We start from the raw sequence: 16801 nt of genomic DNA, 5'->3' as shown, positions 1-16801 counted from the left end.
ACTACCGGCCGATCATTGCGAAGCTGCAAATCAGAAGCGGCCGCCGGCGGCGACCCGCGCCGCGGTGCCCACCAGCCGCAGGGTGCGGCCGATCTGCCTCGGCGAGGCCATGATCGAGCGGCTGTGCCGATGCCCGGCGGCGCCGACCGGCTTACCGTCGAGCCGGTCCGTCAGCCAGCCGAGCAGCATCGGCGCCGACATGAAGTGCATCGAGAAGTGGTCGCTCCATTGGTCGGTGCGGTATTCGACGTGAGTGCCGCCGGCCGCGTACCGCTGCACGTGCGCGGTGGCATCGTCGGCGGGCGATATCTGATCCTTGGTGGACTGCACCACCAGCATCGGTACCGCGGGCGCCGACTGGCCGGGGCGGATGTCGTCGAAGATCTCGAGCAGCTTGGGCAGCCGGGCGATCTCCTCGAACGGGAGGTCGCAGTAGTAGCCGAAGTCCTTGTGCGCCATCTTCCGGATGGCCCGCTCGGGCGACCATTCGAGGGCGTCCTCGTAGAACAGCTTGCGGCCCTTGTCGTCCACGTGCTCGGCCAGCACCTCGCGCAGCGTCGGATACTCCCGGGCCAGCGCGGCGATCACGAGCGTGGGGAGGCCGGTGAACAGGGTGTTGTTGAGGTAGACGAAGACATTGCCGGGATCGGAGACGGGAGCGCCCACGGCGCCGGCGATCAGGTTCAGTTCGGGCGCGTACGACGGTGCCGTCTCCGCGGCCCAGACGGTGGCGAGGCCTCCGCCGGAGTAGCCCCAGACACCGATCCGGGTGTCGGGTGCCAGATCGAAGGGCGCATGCGCGAGGCAGGCACGCAGACCGTCGAGCACCATGTGGCCGGGTTCGCGAGGAATGCCCCAGCGGCCGGTCTGGCCACCGTGGTCGGGGACCGAGACCGTCCAGCCCTTGGCGACGGCGGCCGCGATGAAGAGGTACTCGATCTGCGGGAACGAGGCGTCCTCGGTGCGCACGCCGTGCTGGAGCACGTACGACGGGAAGGTCTTGGGGTGCAGCGAATCGATCGCGCACTGGTAGGACACCAGCGGGGCGCCGGGCTTCGCGCCGCGGCGCGGGCGCAGCACGGTGGTGGTGGTGACCTCGGGGTCACCGTGCATGTTCACGGTGCGGTACAGCAGCTGGGTGGCACGCACCCGCTGCTTGATCCGGCCGAGGAAGCCGACGGTGACGTCGCGGTACCGCAGCACGGTGCCCGCGGGGACGTCCGCGAATCCTTCGGGGGCGTCGAAGAACGGGTCGATGCCCACCTGCTGCGGCTCCGCGGGTGCGGGCCACTGCTCGGCGGTCTCGAGGCGCGTGGTCACGGCCGTCATGGACAGTCCTCCTGATTCGGCGGTCCGTGCGACCATACACGGCTTTGGGACAAATCTGAATAATCTGTCCCATTCAACGATGGTGAACATCCGATGAACCGGCCTCAAGAACTGCTTCGGCGGGCTACCTTTGCTGCTTCCAGAAGCAGATAGAGGTGAACGCCGTGACCCCTGGCGATCGAGTGCAACTCCGCGACGAGGCCCTGTCCTACGGGACGGTGCTCCGCACGGACGAGGAAGCGGTGTCGGTGAAGCTCGATGACGGCCGCGCCGTCGCGGTCGCGCGGGAAGACCTCCTGCTGCTGTAGCCGCGGTCAGCGGGCGCCGACGGCGAGCAGCGTGAGCGTGCTGCGCATGGTGTCGATCACCGGCTCCGCCGAGATCGTGGGGTCGACAGCACGCTGGATGCCGAGGCCGATACCGGCGCTGAGCAGCAAGTCGGCGGTGGATTCGAGTTCGTACAGCTCCGCCTCGGCGGCGGCCACGTCGGCATCGTCACCGTCGACACCGAGGAGCCCGCGCAGCATGTCGACGACGGTGCAGTGCGCCGCGGTCCGCAGTTCCACCACCATCTCGCGCAGCTTCGGATCGGTGCGGGAGACGATGACGAACTCGAGCTCGAGCATGGTCCAGCCGACGTCGCCCACGGTGCGCTCGACCCACTCGGCCAGGCCGTCGATCCGGTCTTGCAGTTCGCCGGGTCCGGTGATGAGCGCGGCCATCTCCGCCATCTTGTCGGCATGCAGCGCATGCAGGACCTCGCGGCACAGATTCGGCTTGTCGACGAAGTTCGAATACACCGCGCCCTTGGAGTAGCCGGCCCGGTCGGCGATGTCGTCGAGGCTCGCGGCCGCGTACCCCACGGCCAGGAAACGCTCGCGCGCCGCGATCAACAGGTCGGCACGCGTCTGGGCGCGTTGTTCCGCCCGCGTCAGCCTCGCCATGGAGAGAAGGATAGCGGTACCGGGTATTCAAAAACTATCGGTATTCAGATACCGTGAGTTTCACTTGGTCCTCGCGGACCCGACGGAAGGACATTCGATGACGCTTCTCGACCGGCTACTCCCGATCGGCGGCAGGCGCCGCCCCGACCTGAACGGGGCGGTGGTCGTCGTCACAGGTGGTGCGCGCGGCATCGGAGCGGCGACGGCCCGGCTGTTCGCGCAGCAGGGCGCACGGGTCTGGATCGGCGATATCGACCCGGACGTGGCGCACACGACCGCTCAGACGATCCCCGGCGCCCGCGCCGGGTACCTCGACGTGACCGACCGGGCCTCGTGGGACACCCTCCTCACCGAGGTCACCGCCGCAGCGGGACCGGTGGACGTGCTCGTCAACAACGCCGGTGTGATGCCTCTCGGCCACTTCGAATCCGAGGCCGAGGCCACCACCGATCTGATCCTGGACGTGAACGTGCGCGGCATGCTCAACGGCATGCGCGCGACGATCCCGGCGATGGTGCACCGCGGACACGGACACGTGGTGAACGTCGCGTCGATGGCGGGCATGATCCCGCTCCCCGGAATGGTCACCTACAACGCGAGCAAGTTCGCCGCACTCGGCGCCTCCCTCGGCGCACGCCGCGAGTACGACGGCACCGGCGTCGCAGTGTGCGCGATCCTGCCCGCCGCCGTCCGCACCGAGCTCTCATCGGGCGCCGAGCTCGGCGGCGCACTCCCCACCGTCGATCCGGAGGACGTCGCCGCCGCCGTGGTCGACACGATGCGCACCCGGGCCGCCCGGACATCGGTGCCGAAATGGGTCGCCCCCGGCTGGAGCCTGGTGGATGCCTTCGTGCCCGAGCCGGTGGAACGACTCGCGCGGCGCCTCGCCGGCGATCGGCGCGGCCTCGACCTCGACGCGGACGCCCGCCGGGCGTACACCGACCGGCTCGACCGGCACGCCAGCGCGCACGCCGAGGGCGTCGCCCAGTGAGCCGCGCACTCGTCATCGGCTGCGGCGGCACCATCGGCGGCGCCTGGACCATGGCCGCGCTCGCGGCGCTCGCCGATCAGCTGGACTGGGACCCTCGCGAGGCCGCTGTGCTCCAGGGCACCTCGGCCGGCGCCGAGATCGTAACCCTGCTCTCCGGCGGGTATTCGCCGCACGAGCTGGTCTCGATGCAAGAGGAGCGCAGTGCCGATCCCGTGCTCACCCGGCATCTGGCGGCGACACCCGGTTCGTTGCCCCGGATCCCGATCTCACTGCCGTCGCAGCCCTCCACCCTGTGGAGCCGCACCGGCGGGCACGCTCCGCTGACCGGTGTGGCACCACGCGGACGCGGTGACGCACGCTGGCTGCAGGAACTCGCGGATTCCGTTCTGGGCGTAAGTGCCCCGGTACCCGAGCGCGCGCGGCTCGTGGCCTACGAACCCGCCACCGGTGAGCGGGTGGCCTTCGGCGCGGCGGGCGCACCGTCGGCCACGGCGGGCGAGGCACTGCGCGCCTCGTGGGCCATTCCGGCCTGGATGCCACCCGTCACGATCAGCGGGCGCACCTTCGTCGACGGCGGCGCGGCCTCGACGGCCTCGCTCGATCTGATCGCTCCCGACGATGCGGACGAGATCTACGCGATCGTCTCCATGGCCTCGGCTCCGGGCGTCCGCGGTCCGGGTATCGGCGGCCTGATGGAGCAGGCACTGCTGCGCCGGCCGATGTCTTCGGTGTTCTGGCGTGAGGTGGCCGTGGCACGGGCCCGGGGACAGAAGGTTACTGTGATCGCGCCCGACGCTGCCGATCTCGCCGGGCTCGGCGCGAACTTCATGGCCCGTGGCAAGCGGGCCGCGGCCTTCGCCGCGGCGCAGCGGACCGCACCGCAGACGGTACGCCGGGCCCTATCCGGGGAGGCGGTGCCGCGATGACCGAACCCCGCGTGGTGATCATCGGGGCCGGCGTCGCCGGCATATCGACCGCGTACGTACTGCAACAGCAGGGATTCACCGACTGGGTGGTGCTGGAGAAAGGCGCCGATGTGGGCGGCGTCTGGTACTGGAACCACTACCCGGGTCTCACCTGCGACGTCCCCTCGCAGATCTACCAATTCGCGTTTGCACCGAAACCGGATTGGGAGCGGATCTGGGCCACCGGCCCCGACATCCAGCGATACCACCGCGACGTGGTGGACGAGCTCGGTCTGGCGGACCGGATCCGCTGCGACACAGAAGTCCTCGCAGCCGAATTCGACGACGCCTCGCACACCTGGACGCTCACACTGAACACTGGCGAGACACTGGTGGCGGACTTCGTGGTGTGCGCGACCGGAGTGCTGCAGAACCCCGCGATACCCGACCTCCCCGGTCTGGCAAAGTTCGACGGCCCCGTGGTGCACACCGCTCGCTGGGACGACGCCCTGGTGACCGACGGTAAGCGGATCGCCGTGATCGGCACGGGCTCCACCGGGGTGCAGGTGGTTTCCGCCCTGCACTCCGGCGCGCGGTCGGTGACACACTTCGTCCGCTCGCCGCAGTGGGTGCTGTGGGCACCCATGCGCATACCCCAGTTCAGCGCCGTCACGACCCTGTTCGAGCGGGTCCCCGGGCTGCTGGACTCGGTGCATCGAGGGTTGCTGTGGGGCTCGGGCATCCTCGCCGACATCGTGACCACACCCTCGTGGCGGCGACGGGCGGTCCAGGCCTACGCTCGCGCATCGCTGCGTCTGCAGGTGCGCGATAAGCAATTGCGCACCCGACTGACCCCGGACTACGAACCGCTGTGCAAGCGGCAGGTGGTCTCCGGCAGTTACTACCGCGCACTGCAGAGCGACACCGTGGAGCTGGTCACCGACGACATCGCGGAGATCACCGCCGAAGGCCTGCGCACCGCGGATGGCACGCTGCACGAGGCCGATGTACTCGTGCTGGCCACGGGTTTCCGCGCGCACGACTACATGCGCCCGATGCAGGTGACCGGCCGGGAGGGCATCAAGCTCGACGATGCCTGGGCCGACGGGCCCCGTGCCTACCGGATGACCGCGATCCCGGGCTTCCCCAATCTGTTCACGGTGCTGGGCCCGAACTCCCCCACCGGCTCAATCTCGCTGCAATTCTCCGCCGAACTCACCGCGCGGTACATCGCGCAGTGGCTCGAGCGGTTCCGGCGCGGCGAACTGACGGCCGTCGAGGTCACCGAGGAAGCGACCGCGGCGTTCACCGAGAAGGTGGCCGCAGCGATGGGCCCGACGGTGTGGAACACCGGCTGTAACTCGTGGTACTTCACCGATGGCGGCACCATCGATCTGTGGCCGTTCGACCGGAAGACCATGGTGGACATGTTGTCCGCACCGGACGATCGGGACTTCGTGGTGACCGCGCCGAGGCGCTGATCGGTCCCCGTACACGCCGCGCGCAGTGCTACTTCTCGCGGGCGAACTGCACCGGCAACCACGGATCGGTGTTGTGGGTGTCCGGCCGCGGGAATCCGTGTGAGGGCGTGGGGATCTCGCTGATGGCGCGGGCCAGGTCGGCCAACGGCGCCGGGGACTGGGCGGCCGGAACCCGGCGCACCCGCTGATGGACGACCAGCGCGAGGAGATAGGCGAGAACACCCGCGATACCGGCGGCGAACAGCGCCCAGCCGATACGCGCGGAACCGTCCATCGCCGGTGCCGCTGCGGCCACCGGCTCCACCTGATCGCGCGTCTCGTCGCGAAGCCGGGTCTGGATGAGCGCGAGCTGATCGTCGATGGATTTGAGCGCGATGCCGAGCTGCTTCATACCGGTGGACAGGTTGCCCACCGCCGATTCGGCGTTCGGCCGGGCTCGCGAGATGGTGGTGAGGCCGTCGCGGAGCTGCCGCGCCGAGCTGCGCGCCGATTCCAGTGCCGTCGCGGACCGGTCCGAGAGCGACGTCAGCGAGCGTAGCGATCCCTTGAGCTGGTCGACGGATTCCAAGGTCTTCAAGCCATCGGTGGCCGCGAGCACCTGATCGAGCTGCGCCACCGTGTCTTCGGACCCGGGAGTCGGATTGTCGATCAGTTGTTTGCGCAGTTGGACTGAGCTGGAGCGCACCGCGACCGACAGTCCCGAGATGCCCTCGACTTGGTCGAGGGTGTTCGCCCAGGCGCCGGCCGATTGCGAGACCTCATTGAGTGCATTCTGGGTGGTGGCCGTTTCCTCCAGCCCCGCGGCCACCTGCTCGGCGCCCGCCCGGGCCGTGTCGACGCTGTCGAAGATCTGTGGAACCCCGGACATCGCGGCCGACAGACCGGACGACGACGAGGTGACCGCGTTGGACAGCAGCCCGAAGATGGTGCGCGAATCATCGGCCGCCTTGAGCGCCACCCGGACGTTCTCGTCGTTGCTCGTCCCCGTGGTGGTAGCCGGCGCGGCAGCGGGCGCCGGTGACGGTGCGGTGAGTGCGTAGGTGGCACCGCCGGCTGCGATCGCAATGAGCACGGCGATGAGTGCGGTCCCGGATACCGCCCACGCCGCACCGACGGTCGCAGCGACCGCGGTACGCACTCGGGAGGTTCCTTCGCCTGGCACGGAGGCGATCATACGGAAGAACGATATCGCTTGCTGCACTGCATTTTTGCGCAGTTTGCTTACGTGTACGTAGTGAATCTGAGGTGCACTTTCGAACGCGATCACGAAGGTGAGCGAACTAGTCGGAGCGGTCGACCCGCACGACGGCCTTCCCCCCGATGACACCGGCCTCCATATCGCGATGCGCTTGCACGATGTCCTCCAGGCGATACACCTTTCCGACGGGGATCCGGACCGCGCCCGTCTCCGCTGCCGCGAGGAAGTCCTGCAGGATCGACGGTGGCAGATCCGACGACTCGCCCGAATAGGAGGTCAGTCGTACGCCATTGGGAAGCCAGTCCATCGGATAGAAATCCGGTATCGTCCAGCGGCCCGACACCATGCCGGTGAAGCACACCGTTCCACCGCTTTTGACAGCACGCAACGTGTCTTTCAGAACGTTCACACCGACGAGTTCGACCGCTCCGTCGACCCCGTCGACCGCGACGTGACGAACCGCGGGCGCCACCTCGCCGTCGTCGACGAAGACCTCGTCGGCACCGATGTCCAGGAGGAGCTCGCGCGCCCCGGCTCGTCTCGTCGTGGCGTACACCGTCATCCCCTCCGTCTTGGCCAGGACGATCAGTGCCATTCCCACGGACGAGGTCCCCCCTCGCACCAAGAGCGACTGCCCGGGTCGAGCCCGTACCCCTGTGTGCAGGGAACCGTAGGCCGTCTGCACCATCTCGGGCACGGCACCGATCTGCTCCCACGGAAGATCGCTGACGAACGCAATGACCTGGCCCGCAGGCACGCACACGTACTCGGCGTAGCCCCCGTCGAACTCCCGGCCCATTCCGCCCATCATGGTGACCACCTGGGTGCCCACGGCGAATTCCCCGCCCGGCGCGAGGACGACGATTCCCGCCGCCTCGATGCCCGGGATCCGCGGAAACGATCCACTCGTGGCCACACCGCTTCGGAAGTGCACCTCCGACCGATTGAGGCCGAACGCCTCCACCTGGATCAGCACCTCGCCCGCGGCCGGGACCGGCACCGCACGACGACGAAGTCGCAGCACTTCGGGCGGACCGGGCTCGTCCACCACGATCGCCCGCATCTCGTCACCCATCGGATCCACCCTCCCTTTCGCCCGCCCCGATGCTACGTCCAGCTCACGCCCGGAGCACGCCACCGACGTACGACGGTCTGCCGGCGGCTTCGTCGCGAGCGCGACCGAACACATCTCCTCCCATCCATCGCCGCTTCGGCACCGAATACAGGGTGATAGCGGATCCGCGACCAGGAGGCGATGCGGGCGATGGAGACGACGACGGGCCGACCAGGCCGGCCGCCTCGGCTGAACCGGGACAAGATCGTCGCGACGGCGATCGAGATCGTGACGCGCGAGGGATACACCAAGCTCTCCATGCGGCGCCTCGCCGACCGACTGGGCACCAGCCCCATGGGGATCTACTACTACTTCGAATCGAAGAACGAGCTGCTCGGCTTCATCGCCAGCGAGCACGACAGCGTGGCGGCCTACCTGCAGGGGGCACCGTCGAACGATCCCTACGAGCGCACCGTGCAGACCTCCGAGGCGATGGTCCGGTTCCTCTGCGCCCACGCCTGGGCGCTGTCGGGCATCCTCGACGGCCACATCCGGGTCGAAGAGTTCATGGCGAACCACCTGGACGGTCTGGCCCGCAGTATCGGCGAGCTCGGTTTCGACGAGGAAGGGACGGCGGAGACCGTGCGCTGGATCTGGCGGATCGTCGTCGGCGAGGCCATGACCCGGTCTCGGGCTGCCCCGACCGGCGGGCTCACGGACACGATCGAGAGCTATCTCGCCGGCAGGCTCGTCCGTGTGCGGCCGCGGCGCGTGGGTCGGGAGATCGGGTCGGAGTAGATCCGCCGCCGTGAACCGTTCGCCCCATTCCGGCGAACGGGTCACAGCACGCGTCTCCGATCCGCGGTCACGACGCCACAGGACCCCAGCACCGTGGCCGCCGTCAGTGACCAGCCTAAAGGCCCGCCCGCGGGCCCGGACACACGTTCTGTGTGCTCTCCGGATCCTGCTCGTTCTGCGTGCCCCGTCCGCTCCGGGGAAGATGGCCTCGACGGCACGACACGCGCGCGGGGGACGATGAGCGAGAGGGGGCGGCGATGACGGTCGACACTCTCGGTGAACGCATCAAAGCCTGGCGTTTACGACGGGGCATGTCGCAGCAGGATCTGGCGGACCGGATGTCCCGGTCGAAGTCGTGGATCCAGAAACTGGAGGGAAGCGAACGCCACAGCGACCCACGGTTGAGCGTCCTCCGCGAGGTCTCCGAGGCCTTGGGCGTTCCCCTCTCGATCCTGATACGCAACGATCAGGAACCGGACCGGTCCGCCGGTCGGAACCTCGAACAGATCGAGGAAAGCATTGCGTGCGCGCCGCTGTCGACACCGGAGGATTCCGATGTGACACCGATTCGCAAACAACTGCGGTGGTCGCACCACGCCTACGCGAACGCGCAGTACGTACAGCTGGCCGATGCGCTGCCCGGACTGATCCGCGACGTGCACCGAACCAGCGGTGCATCGGCGTTGAAGTCCGAGGTGTATCGCCTCGTCACGTACACGGCCTTCAAGCACGGTGCGATCCATCTCGCCGGAAGGGCGGCGGACAGATCATTGGAATCGGCCACCGATCGGCACTCCCAGCTTCTCGCGGTCGAGGCCTACGCCCTTGCGTTCTCCCGGATCCCCGAATCGGCGGCCGCGGCCGCCACCCTGGTCACCACGGTCAGCGAGCAGTGGCGCGACCTGGATTCCAGCTCCGTATACGGCGCGGCTCTTTTGCAGGGTGCGGTGGCGGCGGCGGCCGCCGCCGACGGCGACCGCGCCCTCTCGCTTCTGGCCCGGGCCGATGCGACGGCGCAACGGCTTCCCCGCGACGACACCGCCGGCACCGGATTCTGCACCGCCAATGTGGGACTGCACTACATGGATGTCTACTCCCGGCTGGGGAGGTACGGAAAGAGCCGGGACCTGGCCCAGCGGCTGCTCGACTCACCCGCCCTCGGTGAGCTGTCGCGGGAACGGCAGGCCCACTTCCGTCTCGACCTGGCACTCCTCGTCGCGAACGAGCAGCCGGCGGCTGCGTGCTCGCACCTGATCGAGGTATCGCGTATCGCTCCGGCGCAGCTGCTGCATCCGGATGCGCAGGCCCTGATGCGCACACTCATGAACGGGGGCTCCGTACCCGCCGACTTCGAACGCCTCTGCCGCAACCTTTTAGGATCCCTCACATGAGTCGCCCCACGCTGTATCTGATCGGCTGTGCCTCACCTCCGGTACTGCAGATGCACGAGTGGGTCGATCGCGCACAGGAGGCCGGGTGGGCGGCCTGTGTCATCCTCAGCGAAGCGGCGGCGACGTGGCTGACCTCCGACCAACTGCGGCATCTGGAGGAGAGCACCGGACACCCGGTCCGGTCCGGTCCACGCTCACCGTTCGAGCCCGATCCCCTGCCGCCTGCGCACGCGGCGGTCGGCGTTCCAGTGACGTTCGCGACGCTGAACAAGATCGCGACCGGAGTCACCGACACGATCCCCGTCGGCAAGGTTTGTGAATTGGCCGGATCCGGACTCCCCGTCGCACTCGTGCCCCGATTCCACGAGGCGAACATGACACACCCCCAACTACCGCTCAGCATGACGGCGCTCTCCACCATGGGGATACGGGTAGCACCGACGGGCGACGCCGACGATGAGACCTTCGACCGCGAATTCGACAAGGCACTGGCATGGTTGCGCGAATCGCTCTGATCGTCGCTCTGGGCTCGTTCACCTTCGGATACGACCTGGGCTCGACCGCTACTGCGCTGGGGCACCTGGCTAGGCAATGGAACCTCACCGCCACGGAATTCGGCTTCACCACGGCCGCACTACCGGCCGCGGCCACTGTCTCCGCACTGGTGGCGGGCGAGTTGTCGGACCGGGTCACCCCGATCACGGCGCTCACGGTGTCGAACCTGGCACTGATCACCGGCTCCGTCGCCTCCGCCTGCGCACCGAACTATCAGGTCATGATCGGGGCGCGCCTGCTTCTGGGCGCCGGTATCGGGGCGATGGCCGCCCTCACACCGCTGTTCCTCCGACTCCTGGCTCCGCCCGGGGCCACCGGGCGCTACACCGCACTGCACCAAGCGATGATCGCCGCCGGTTACGCGGGCGCGACCGCTGCGACGATCGCCTTCGGCGCCGACGCCACCGTGATCGTTCTGCTACTGGGGTCCATCGCCCCGGCGATCGTGCTGTTCAACGCCAAGGCGATCGCCGCCCGGATCCCGACCAGGCCGGTGGGCGTGCCCACGGGGCGTGGGGGCACGATCAGGTGGCCCGCGGTCGCCATCGCGGTCCTGCAGCAGCTCACCGGTATCAGCGTGCTGGTCTACTACGCTCCGACCGTCCTCCAGCAGGTGGGTGCCTCGGAGACGACGGCAACCGCCCTGCTGCTGGGCATCAGCATGGTGAGCATCGCGTCGTGTGTCGCGGCCGGCCACCTCGCGGATCGATACGGACGGGTGCCGCTGCTCCAGGCCGGCGCGATCTCTCTCGCGGTCTCGATGACCGCGATCGGATTAGCCTTCCAGTTCCAATCGCTGGCGAGCCTCGCGGCGGCTACCGCGGTGGTCCTGATCGTCTTTCCGGCCACGTGGGGCGCGCTCGCCTGGACCGCGATCACCGACCTGGCTCCGCCGGAACGGCCCGGGCGGACGATCGGCGCCGCGACCACGGCGAACTGGGTGGCAACGGCGGTATTGTCCTGGGCCGCACCGTTGCTCATCTCCGGACGCTCCCCGGTGCCCACCGTGGCGTTCGTATCCTTCGGGAGCATGTCCGTCTGCGCGGGGCTCTGGGTCAGGCGGGCGCTCGCGTCCGTGCCGGGACCGGGCGCGGCGGCTCCTAGCGCGAGGGGATGAACCGCGCCGCGGTGGTACCCGCGGCCGCGTCGACCTCCGGATGCATGGCCAGCACCTCGTCGAGGGTCCTGTGCCGGGCATCGTGCTCCGGCTTGACCAAGGTGTGCTGACGCACGTCGATGAGGCCGCGCCGGAACGCATCGGCGCATCCGGTCAGGTACTTGATGTACGTGTCGTACACGGACTGCGGGTGGATGTGCAGTGCCTGCTCGCGTGCCGCCTCGAGGTTCGCCGCCCAGATGTCCAAGGTCTTCGCGTAGTGCGGCTGCAGGCTCTGAATCCGGGTCACGTCGAACCCACCCATCTCCGCGAGGAGCGGGAAGTACTTGGTGATCGGCAGTTCCCCGCCGGGGAAGATCTCGGTCCGGATGAACCGGAAGAAGTCGAAATCCGCACGGGTCACCCGACTCTCGCCCCGGAAGGTGTCCATACCGAAGGTCATGATCGTGTGGATCATGGCCCGGCCTCCGGCCGGGAGGATGTCGAAGGCGCGGTCGAAGAATGCGAGGTGCCGCTCGTGGGTGAAATGCTCGAACGCGCCGATGCTGACGATCGCGTCCACGGCACCGTCGAACTCCTCCCAGCCCTGCAAGCGGACTTCCGCCGAACGCTCGGACTGCACCTCGCCGAGCCTGCGGCTGACCGCCTCGTACTGGTTCTTCGACAGCGTCAGGCCGATCACGTTGACGTCGTACTTCTCGAGGGCGCGGATCAGTGTGGTTCCCCAGCCGCACCCCACGTCCAGCAGCGTCATGCCGGGCTTGAGATCCAGTTTGCCGAGGGAGAGATCCACCTTGGCGAGCTGCGCCTCCTCCAGCGTCATATCGTCGCGCTCGAAGTACGCGCACGAGTACGTCTGCGTCGGGTCCAGGAATAGGCGGAAGAAGTCGTCGGACAAATCGTAGTGCGCTTGGACGTCGTCGAAGTGCGGATCGAGGTTCGGCATGGCCACGTCCTTAGGGCGTCGAAACGATACGGGTTTGTCGCTCATCGGCGTCTCGCCGATACGATCGTGGCCCACGGTAAACGACGCGAACACCGTTCGCGCCGTGAGTTATTAGATTTCTGTGTACGACAATTCTTCGGGGTGCCATCGTCGCTCGAATCGGCTAGAAACATGGTGTGACCGCGCCGCAGATACGATCGGAAACCGTCGATTGGGACATCTGGTATCCCGATGCCTACGAGATCAGCGCGGAGGGCGTGCGCGGGTTCGCCCGGGCCGTTCGCGATCCCCACGTCCCGTTCGGAGCCCGCGGAATCCTGGCCACCGACACCCCGGTCCCCATCACACTGCTCGCGGGCCCCATGTTCGACGCGGCCGCCATCCTCGTGAGCCGGGCGATCCCGAACTGCAATCTGTCCCGCATCGTCCACGCCGCGCAGCAGTTCACCACGGTCCGGCCCCTGCGGATCGGCCAGCGGATCAGCTTCGGCGCACGACTGACATCGCACATCGTCAAGGCGAACACCGATGTGATCGCCATCGAGGTGACCGCCTATGCCGACGATGCTGCCCACCTGGCCGCCCTGATCACGATCGCCCATTCCGCCACCGCGGGACCAGGAGTGGATCTCGACGCGGTGGCGGACCAGATCATGCTGACCGGGACGGGACCGTCCGACAGCGACGCCTACACGGCCACCGCCGGTTGACCGGGCTGATCATGCAACCGTGTGGCAACCGGCATCAATAGGGCGGCAACCACGTCGGCTCGGATGCTCCGAGTGGGACGACCACGGGGTGGTCCGGAATACGCCAACCTCCCGGTGTCGTGGCGTAGGTGATTCCCGGCGCCAGACGATGTTGCCGCCCGTACGCGCCGGTGAAGTCGTAGGTCTGCGGCGGTACGGGCTGGTGATCGGGATGCTGCGTCATCTCGTCAACGTAGGACTGGTCGAAGACCCCGAGTTGCGAGTACCACATGGAGAAGCGGGACAGTGACGTACGAACGTGGTAGCTGCCTCCGCGCTCGGCTCGGAGCTTGAGCGCGGCCAACACACCGAGCGCCGTGAGGTACCCGGCGAGGTAGTCGTTGAGGATCACCGTCGGCGGAAGCTTCGGCGGCCCATCGCCGCCTTCGAGAGTTGCATATCCGGTGCAGCAATTGGCATCCATATCGAATCCACCGCGATCCGACCATGGTCCGTCCCAACCGAATCCGCGCACCGACGCGTAAACGATTCCGGGCCGGGATTGGGCGATCGCTTCGGCCGAGAGACCGAAGTCTGCGATCTTGCGGCCGCGGTAGTTCTCGATGACGACATCGGCGTCATCGATCAGCCTGCGCGTCTGATCGAGATACCTCTGCTGGCGGAGATCGCTGTAGGTGGAGCGGAATCCGAGGTGGGTATCGAGGAGGATCAGGTCGATCTCGGGGTCCGGACGGGCGAGATCGAGTACCTGGGCGCCCTGTTCGGCGAGCGTGCGTGCGGCGACGGGACCGGCGATCACGTGGGTCATGGTGGCGACCTTGATGCCGGAGAGAGGGCGAGCCGGATCGGCGAGGAGCGGTAGCTCGGGCGCGCTGTCACCGATCTTGATGATCTCGATGAGCGGGACATCGCTGAGGTAGGCGCCGTGCGGATGGGCGAGCCATTCCTCGGGAGTACGGATCATGGTGCCGACCATGCCGCGCTCGGCGGCAGCGTCCTCCAGGTCTTGGGCGTTCCATCCGGAGATGGCCCGGGCGACGGACTCGGCGTCGACACCGGTCTGCAGGAGCGCGACCCAGTCGCGGAACATGTGGGGATAGACCGCGGTGGGGAGGTACCAGCGATCGTCCTTGGTGGGATAGATGCCGAAGCCCAGAGCCTTGCCGATGGTGGCGACCGGTGAGTAGTAGGGGTATCCACCGGCGGTGGGAGTGAAGTTGTACATCGGGTTGATGTGAGCGACGGCCTGTCTGAGGTCGACGGAAAGATCTTGCGCCGATCCGCCGCGCATGCGGTAGAGGATTTGCGTCGCGACCGCGGGGGCCATCATTCCCATGGCCATGATGGCGCCCAATCGGTGCCGGCTGGGGACGATGGGGTCGGCGCCGGTGAAGGAGACCCTGCCGCCGGTATCGGCGGCGTTCAGGCCGACTCCGGCCAGAAGTGCCGCGAAATCGGTGTGGATATCGGGGGGTGCGGTCAATCGGTTCGGAGTCATGGACTGAGCACACGCCGGATACATGGGTTGTCAATGGGAGTACCCGCACATCGCGTTCGAACTGCGACGATCAGTGACAGTAGTCTGGTGTGTCCGGCCGGATTCCGAGAACCGAGGAGACACGGAGACCGCGGGCGACCGGAAACGAAAGAACCCGGGGCCGCGAACTCTTCTGCGTTCGTGACCCCGGGTCCGGCAGTTCGTGGAACTGCTCGTGGTGGGCGAAGGGGGACTTGAACCCCCACGTCCCGAAGGACACTGGCACCTGAAGCCAGCGCGTCTGCCATTCCGCCACTCGCCCGAGCGACCGAAGAAGACTAACACGAGGATTCTCACGGCGCGAAATCGGTTCGCTACCAGCGGGGACATCCCTTGCCCCCACCCTCGCGGCCGTGCTACCAAAGGGACGGTTGGGACGAATGGGGTTACGCTGACTCCGTCGTGCCGTCTGCGCCGCTATCATCGATTGGTCAGAACCGGCACACGACACGCTGAGGAAGGGAGGAAGTCGTATGGGAATCCTGCAACGGTTCGAGCGCAAGCTCGAAGGCGCCGTCGGAGACGGCTTCGCTCGCGTCTTCGGCGGGAAGGTCGTCCCCCAAGAAGTTGAGGCGGCCCTCCAGCGGGAGGCGGAAGACGCGCTGCAGCCACTCGGCGACGGTGCCTACTTGGTCCCGAACAAGTACGTCATCGCGGTCTCACCCACCGACCAACAGACCTTCGAAGCGGACCGCGATCTCGCCATCCGGGCGTTCTCGAAGCACCTGGACGAATACATCCATGACAACGGCTGGCAGACTTATGGTGACGTGGTCGTTCACTTCGAGCAGTCACCACAACTGCATACCGGACAATTTCGGGCGCGCGGCACCGTCGATCCCGATGCGGTCCCACAGAACCTTGTACCCCAGCGACCACCTGCAGAATCAGGAGCCGATTCGATGACCAACAACCCCGGATACGACCAGGGTCGGCACGGCGGACAGCAGTACGACGACCAGGGCGGCTACCAACAGCAGGGCTACGACCAGCAGGGATACGGTCAGCAGCCTCCGCAGGGCGGCTACGACCAGAACTACGCCCAGCAGGGCTACGACCAGAACTACGGTCAGGGCGGCTACCAGCAGCCCGCGTACGACCAGGGCGGCTACCAGCAGCAGCCCGCGTACGACCAGGGCGGCTACCAGCAGCAGCCCGGGTACGACCAGGGTTACCAGCAGCCCGGCTACGACCAGGGCTACCAGCAGCCCGCGTACGACCAGGGCGGCTACCAGCAGCAGCCCGGCTACGACCAGGGCTACCAGCAGCCCGCGTACGACCAGAACTACGGTCAGAACTACGCCCAGCCCGGCTACGACCAGGGTTACCAGCAGCAGCCCGGGTACGACCAGGGCTACCAGCAGCCCGCGTACGACCAGGGCGGCTACCAGCAGCAGCCCGGCTACGACCAGAACTACGCCCAGCCCGGCTACGACCAGGGTGGCTACGGCCAGCAGGGCGGCTACCAGCAGCCGCAGAGCGTGACCCTGTACCTGGAGGACGGCTCCAACCGCACCTTCGCGCTGCGCGAGGGGGCGAATGTGATCGGCCGCGGCCAGGACGCACAGTTCCGGCTCCCCGACACCGGCGTCTCCCGCCGGCACGTGGAGATCCGCTGGGACGGCTACGCGGCCGTGCTCAACGACCTCGGCTCCACCAACGGCACCTCCGTCAACGACGTTCCGGTGTCCAACTGGGAGCTCGCCGACGGTGACCGCATCCGAGTCGGGCACTCCGACATCGTGGTGCGATTCCAGTAGATTTCACCTCGGGTTCGCCTCAGCCGACCCGTCCACGCGCCGCTCGACCGGGCGGCGCCAGCCGAATATGCGCATCATTGCCCGG

The 16801-nt window shown here is 67.6% G+C and carries 16 protein-coding genes and 1 tRNA gene; 10 read left to right on the top strand and 7 right to left on the bottom strand.

The features are described from left to right. Positions 1 to 30: 30 nt before the first annotated feature. On the bottom strand, positions 31 to 1329 hold the full coding sequence (locus TPAU_RS00250; RefSeq protein WP_013124757.1) for a lipase family protein: 1299 nt from the start codon (positions 1327 to 1329) through the stop codon (positions 31 to 33). A gap of 164 nt (positions 1330 to 1493) precedes the next feature. Between TPAU_RS00250 and TPAU_RS23040 the strand changes: the two genes are divergently transcribed. Continuing rightward, the gene (locus TPAU_RS23040) at positions 1494 to 1637 is read left to right on the top strand and encodes a hypothetical protein (protein WP_013124756.1); all 144 of its coding nucleotides are present in this window, start codon (positions 1494 to 1496) and stop codon (positions 1635 to 1637) included. 6 nt (positions 1638 to 1643) lie between these two features. On the opposite strand, the gene TPAU_RS00245 is transcribed toward TPAU_RS23040, so the two are convergent. Further along, positions 1644 to 2273, bottom strand: a complete 630-nt coding sequence (locus TPAU_RS00245) for a TetR/AcrR family transcriptional regulator (RefSeq protein ID WP_013124755.1) — start codon at positions 2271 to 2273, stop codon at positions 1644 to 1646. Positions 2274 to 2370: 97 nt separating this feature from the next. Between TPAU_RS00245 and TPAU_RS00240 the strand changes: the two genes are divergently transcribed. From TPAU_RS00240 to TPAU_RS00230, 3 genes are read left to right on the top strand one after another with little or no spacing between them, the layout of a single operon-like run. After that, on the top strand, positions 2371 to 3264 hold the full coding sequence (locus TPAU_RS00240) for an SDR family oxidoreductase (RefSeq protein ID WP_013124754.1): 894 nt from the start codon (positions 2371 to 2373) through the stop codon (positions 3262 to 3264). After that, positions 3261 to 4190 carry a patatin-like phospholipase family protein gene (locus TPAU_RS00235; protein WP_013124753.1) on the top strand — a complete coding sequence of 310 codons (930 nt, stop codon included), beginning with the start codon at positions 3261 to 3263 and terminating at the stop codon, positions 4188 to 4190. The genes TPAU_RS00240 and TPAU_RS00235 overlap by 4 nt, the downstream gene beginning before the upstream one ends. Beyond that, positions 4187 to 5650 carry a flavin-containing monooxygenase gene (locus TPAU_RS00230; RefSeq protein WP_013124752.1) on the top strand — a complete coding sequence of 488 codons (1464 nt, stop codon included), beginning with the start codon at positions 4187 to 4189 and terminating at the stop codon, positions 5648 to 5650. Before TPAU_RS00235 ends, TPAU_RS00230 begins: the two co-directional genes overlap by 4 nt. Positions 5651 to 5678: 28 nt before the next feature. Here TPAU_RS00230 and TPAU_RS00225 read toward each other — a convergent pair whose 3' ends face one another. Next, positions 5679 to 6812, bottom strand: coding sequence for a hypothetical protein (locus TPAU_RS00225; protein ID WP_147291127.1), 1134 nt, complete (start codon positions 6810 to 6812; stop codon positions 5679 to 5681). 118 nt (positions 6813 to 6930) lie between these two features. Next, on the bottom strand, positions 6931 to 7923 hold the full coding sequence (locus tag TPAU_RS00220) for a zinc-binding dehydrogenase (RefSeq protein ID WP_013124750.1): 993 nt from the start codon (positions 7921 to 7923) through the stop codon (positions 6931 to 6933). Positions 7924 to 8112: 189 nt separating this feature from the next. On the opposite strand from TPAU_RS00220, the gene TPAU_RS21635 reads away from it, so the two are divergent. The 4 genes from TPAU_RS21635 (at position 8113) to TPAU_RS00200 (ending at position 11763) form a co-directional block, all read left to right on the top strand. Next, positions 8113 to 8700, top strand: coding sequence for a TetR/AcrR family transcriptional regulator (locus tag TPAU_RS21635; RefSeq protein ID WP_013124749.1), 588 nt, complete (start codon positions 8113 to 8115; stop codon positions 8698 to 8700). 257 nt (positions 8701 to 8957) lie between these two features. Further along, the gene (locus TPAU_RS00210) at positions 8958 to 10091 is read left to right on the top strand and encodes a helix-turn-helix domain-containing protein (protein WP_013124748.1); all 1134 of its coding nucleotides are present in this window, start codon (positions 8958 to 8960) and stop codon (positions 10089 to 10091) included. After that, on the top strand, positions 10088 to 10606 hold the full coding sequence (locus TPAU_RS00205; protein ID WP_013124747.1) for a flavoprotein: 519 nt from the start codon (positions 10088 to 10090) through the stop codon (positions 10604 to 10606). The genes TPAU_RS00210 and TPAU_RS00205 overlap by 4 nt, the downstream gene beginning before the upstream one ends. Then, positions 10585 to 11763 (top strand): MFS transporter, encoded by a 1179-nt coding sequence (locus TPAU_RS00200; protein ID WP_013124746.1) that lies wholly within the window; start codon positions 10585 to 10587, stop codon positions 11761 to 11763. Before TPAU_RS00205 ends, TPAU_RS00200 begins: the two co-directional genes overlap by 22 nt. Here TPAU_RS00200 and TPAU_RS00195 read toward each other — a convergent pair. Continuing rightward, complete coding sequence (locus tag TPAU_RS00195) at positions 11747 to 12709, bottom strand: cyclopropane mycolic acid synthase family methyltransferase (RefSeq protein WP_013124745.1); 963 nt, start codon at positions 12707 to 12709, stop codon at positions 11747 to 11749. The genes TPAU_RS00200 and TPAU_RS00195 overlap by 17 nt on opposite strands. Positions 12710 to 12885: 176 nt before the next feature. Here TPAU_RS00195 and TPAU_RS00190 point away from each other — a divergent pair, with 176 nt between their 5' ends. Then, on the top strand, positions 12886 to 13419 hold the full coding sequence (locus tag TPAU_RS00190; RefSeq protein ID WP_013124744.1) for an FAS1-like dehydratase domain-containing protein: 534 nt from the start codon (positions 12886 to 12888) through the stop codon (positions 13417 to 13419). A gap of 34 nt (positions 13420 to 13453) precedes the next feature. On the opposite strand, the gene TPAU_RS00185 is transcribed toward TPAU_RS00190, so the two are convergent. Further along, positions 13454 to 14917, bottom strand: coding sequence for a CoA transferase (locus TPAU_RS00185; protein WP_013124743.1), 1464 nt, complete (start codon positions 14915 to 14917; stop codon positions 13454 to 13456). Positions 14918 to 15132: 215 nt separating this feature from the next. Continuing rightward, a tRNA-Leu gene (locus TPAU_RS00180) sits at positions 15133 to 15218 on the bottom strand. Between the two features lie 211 nt (positions 15219 to 15429). Between TPAU_RS00180 and TPAU_RS00175 the strand changes: the two genes are divergently transcribed. Beyond that, the gene (locus TPAU_RS00175) at positions 15430 to 16716 is read left to right on the top strand and encodes an FhaA domain-containing protein (RefSeq protein WP_013124742.1); all 1287 of its coding nucleotides are present in this window, start codon (positions 15430 to 15432) and stop codon (positions 16714 to 16716) included. Positions 16717 to 16801 lie beyond the last annotated feature (85 nt).

The organism is Tsukamurella paurometabola DSM 20162 (assembly GCF_000092225.1).
Taxonomy (GTDB): domain Bacteria; phylum Actinomycetota; class Actinomycetes; order Mycobacteriales; family Mycobacteriaceae; genus Tsukamurella; species Tsukamurella paurometabola.
This window is presented reverse-complemented; position numbering and strand designations above follow the sequence as displayed.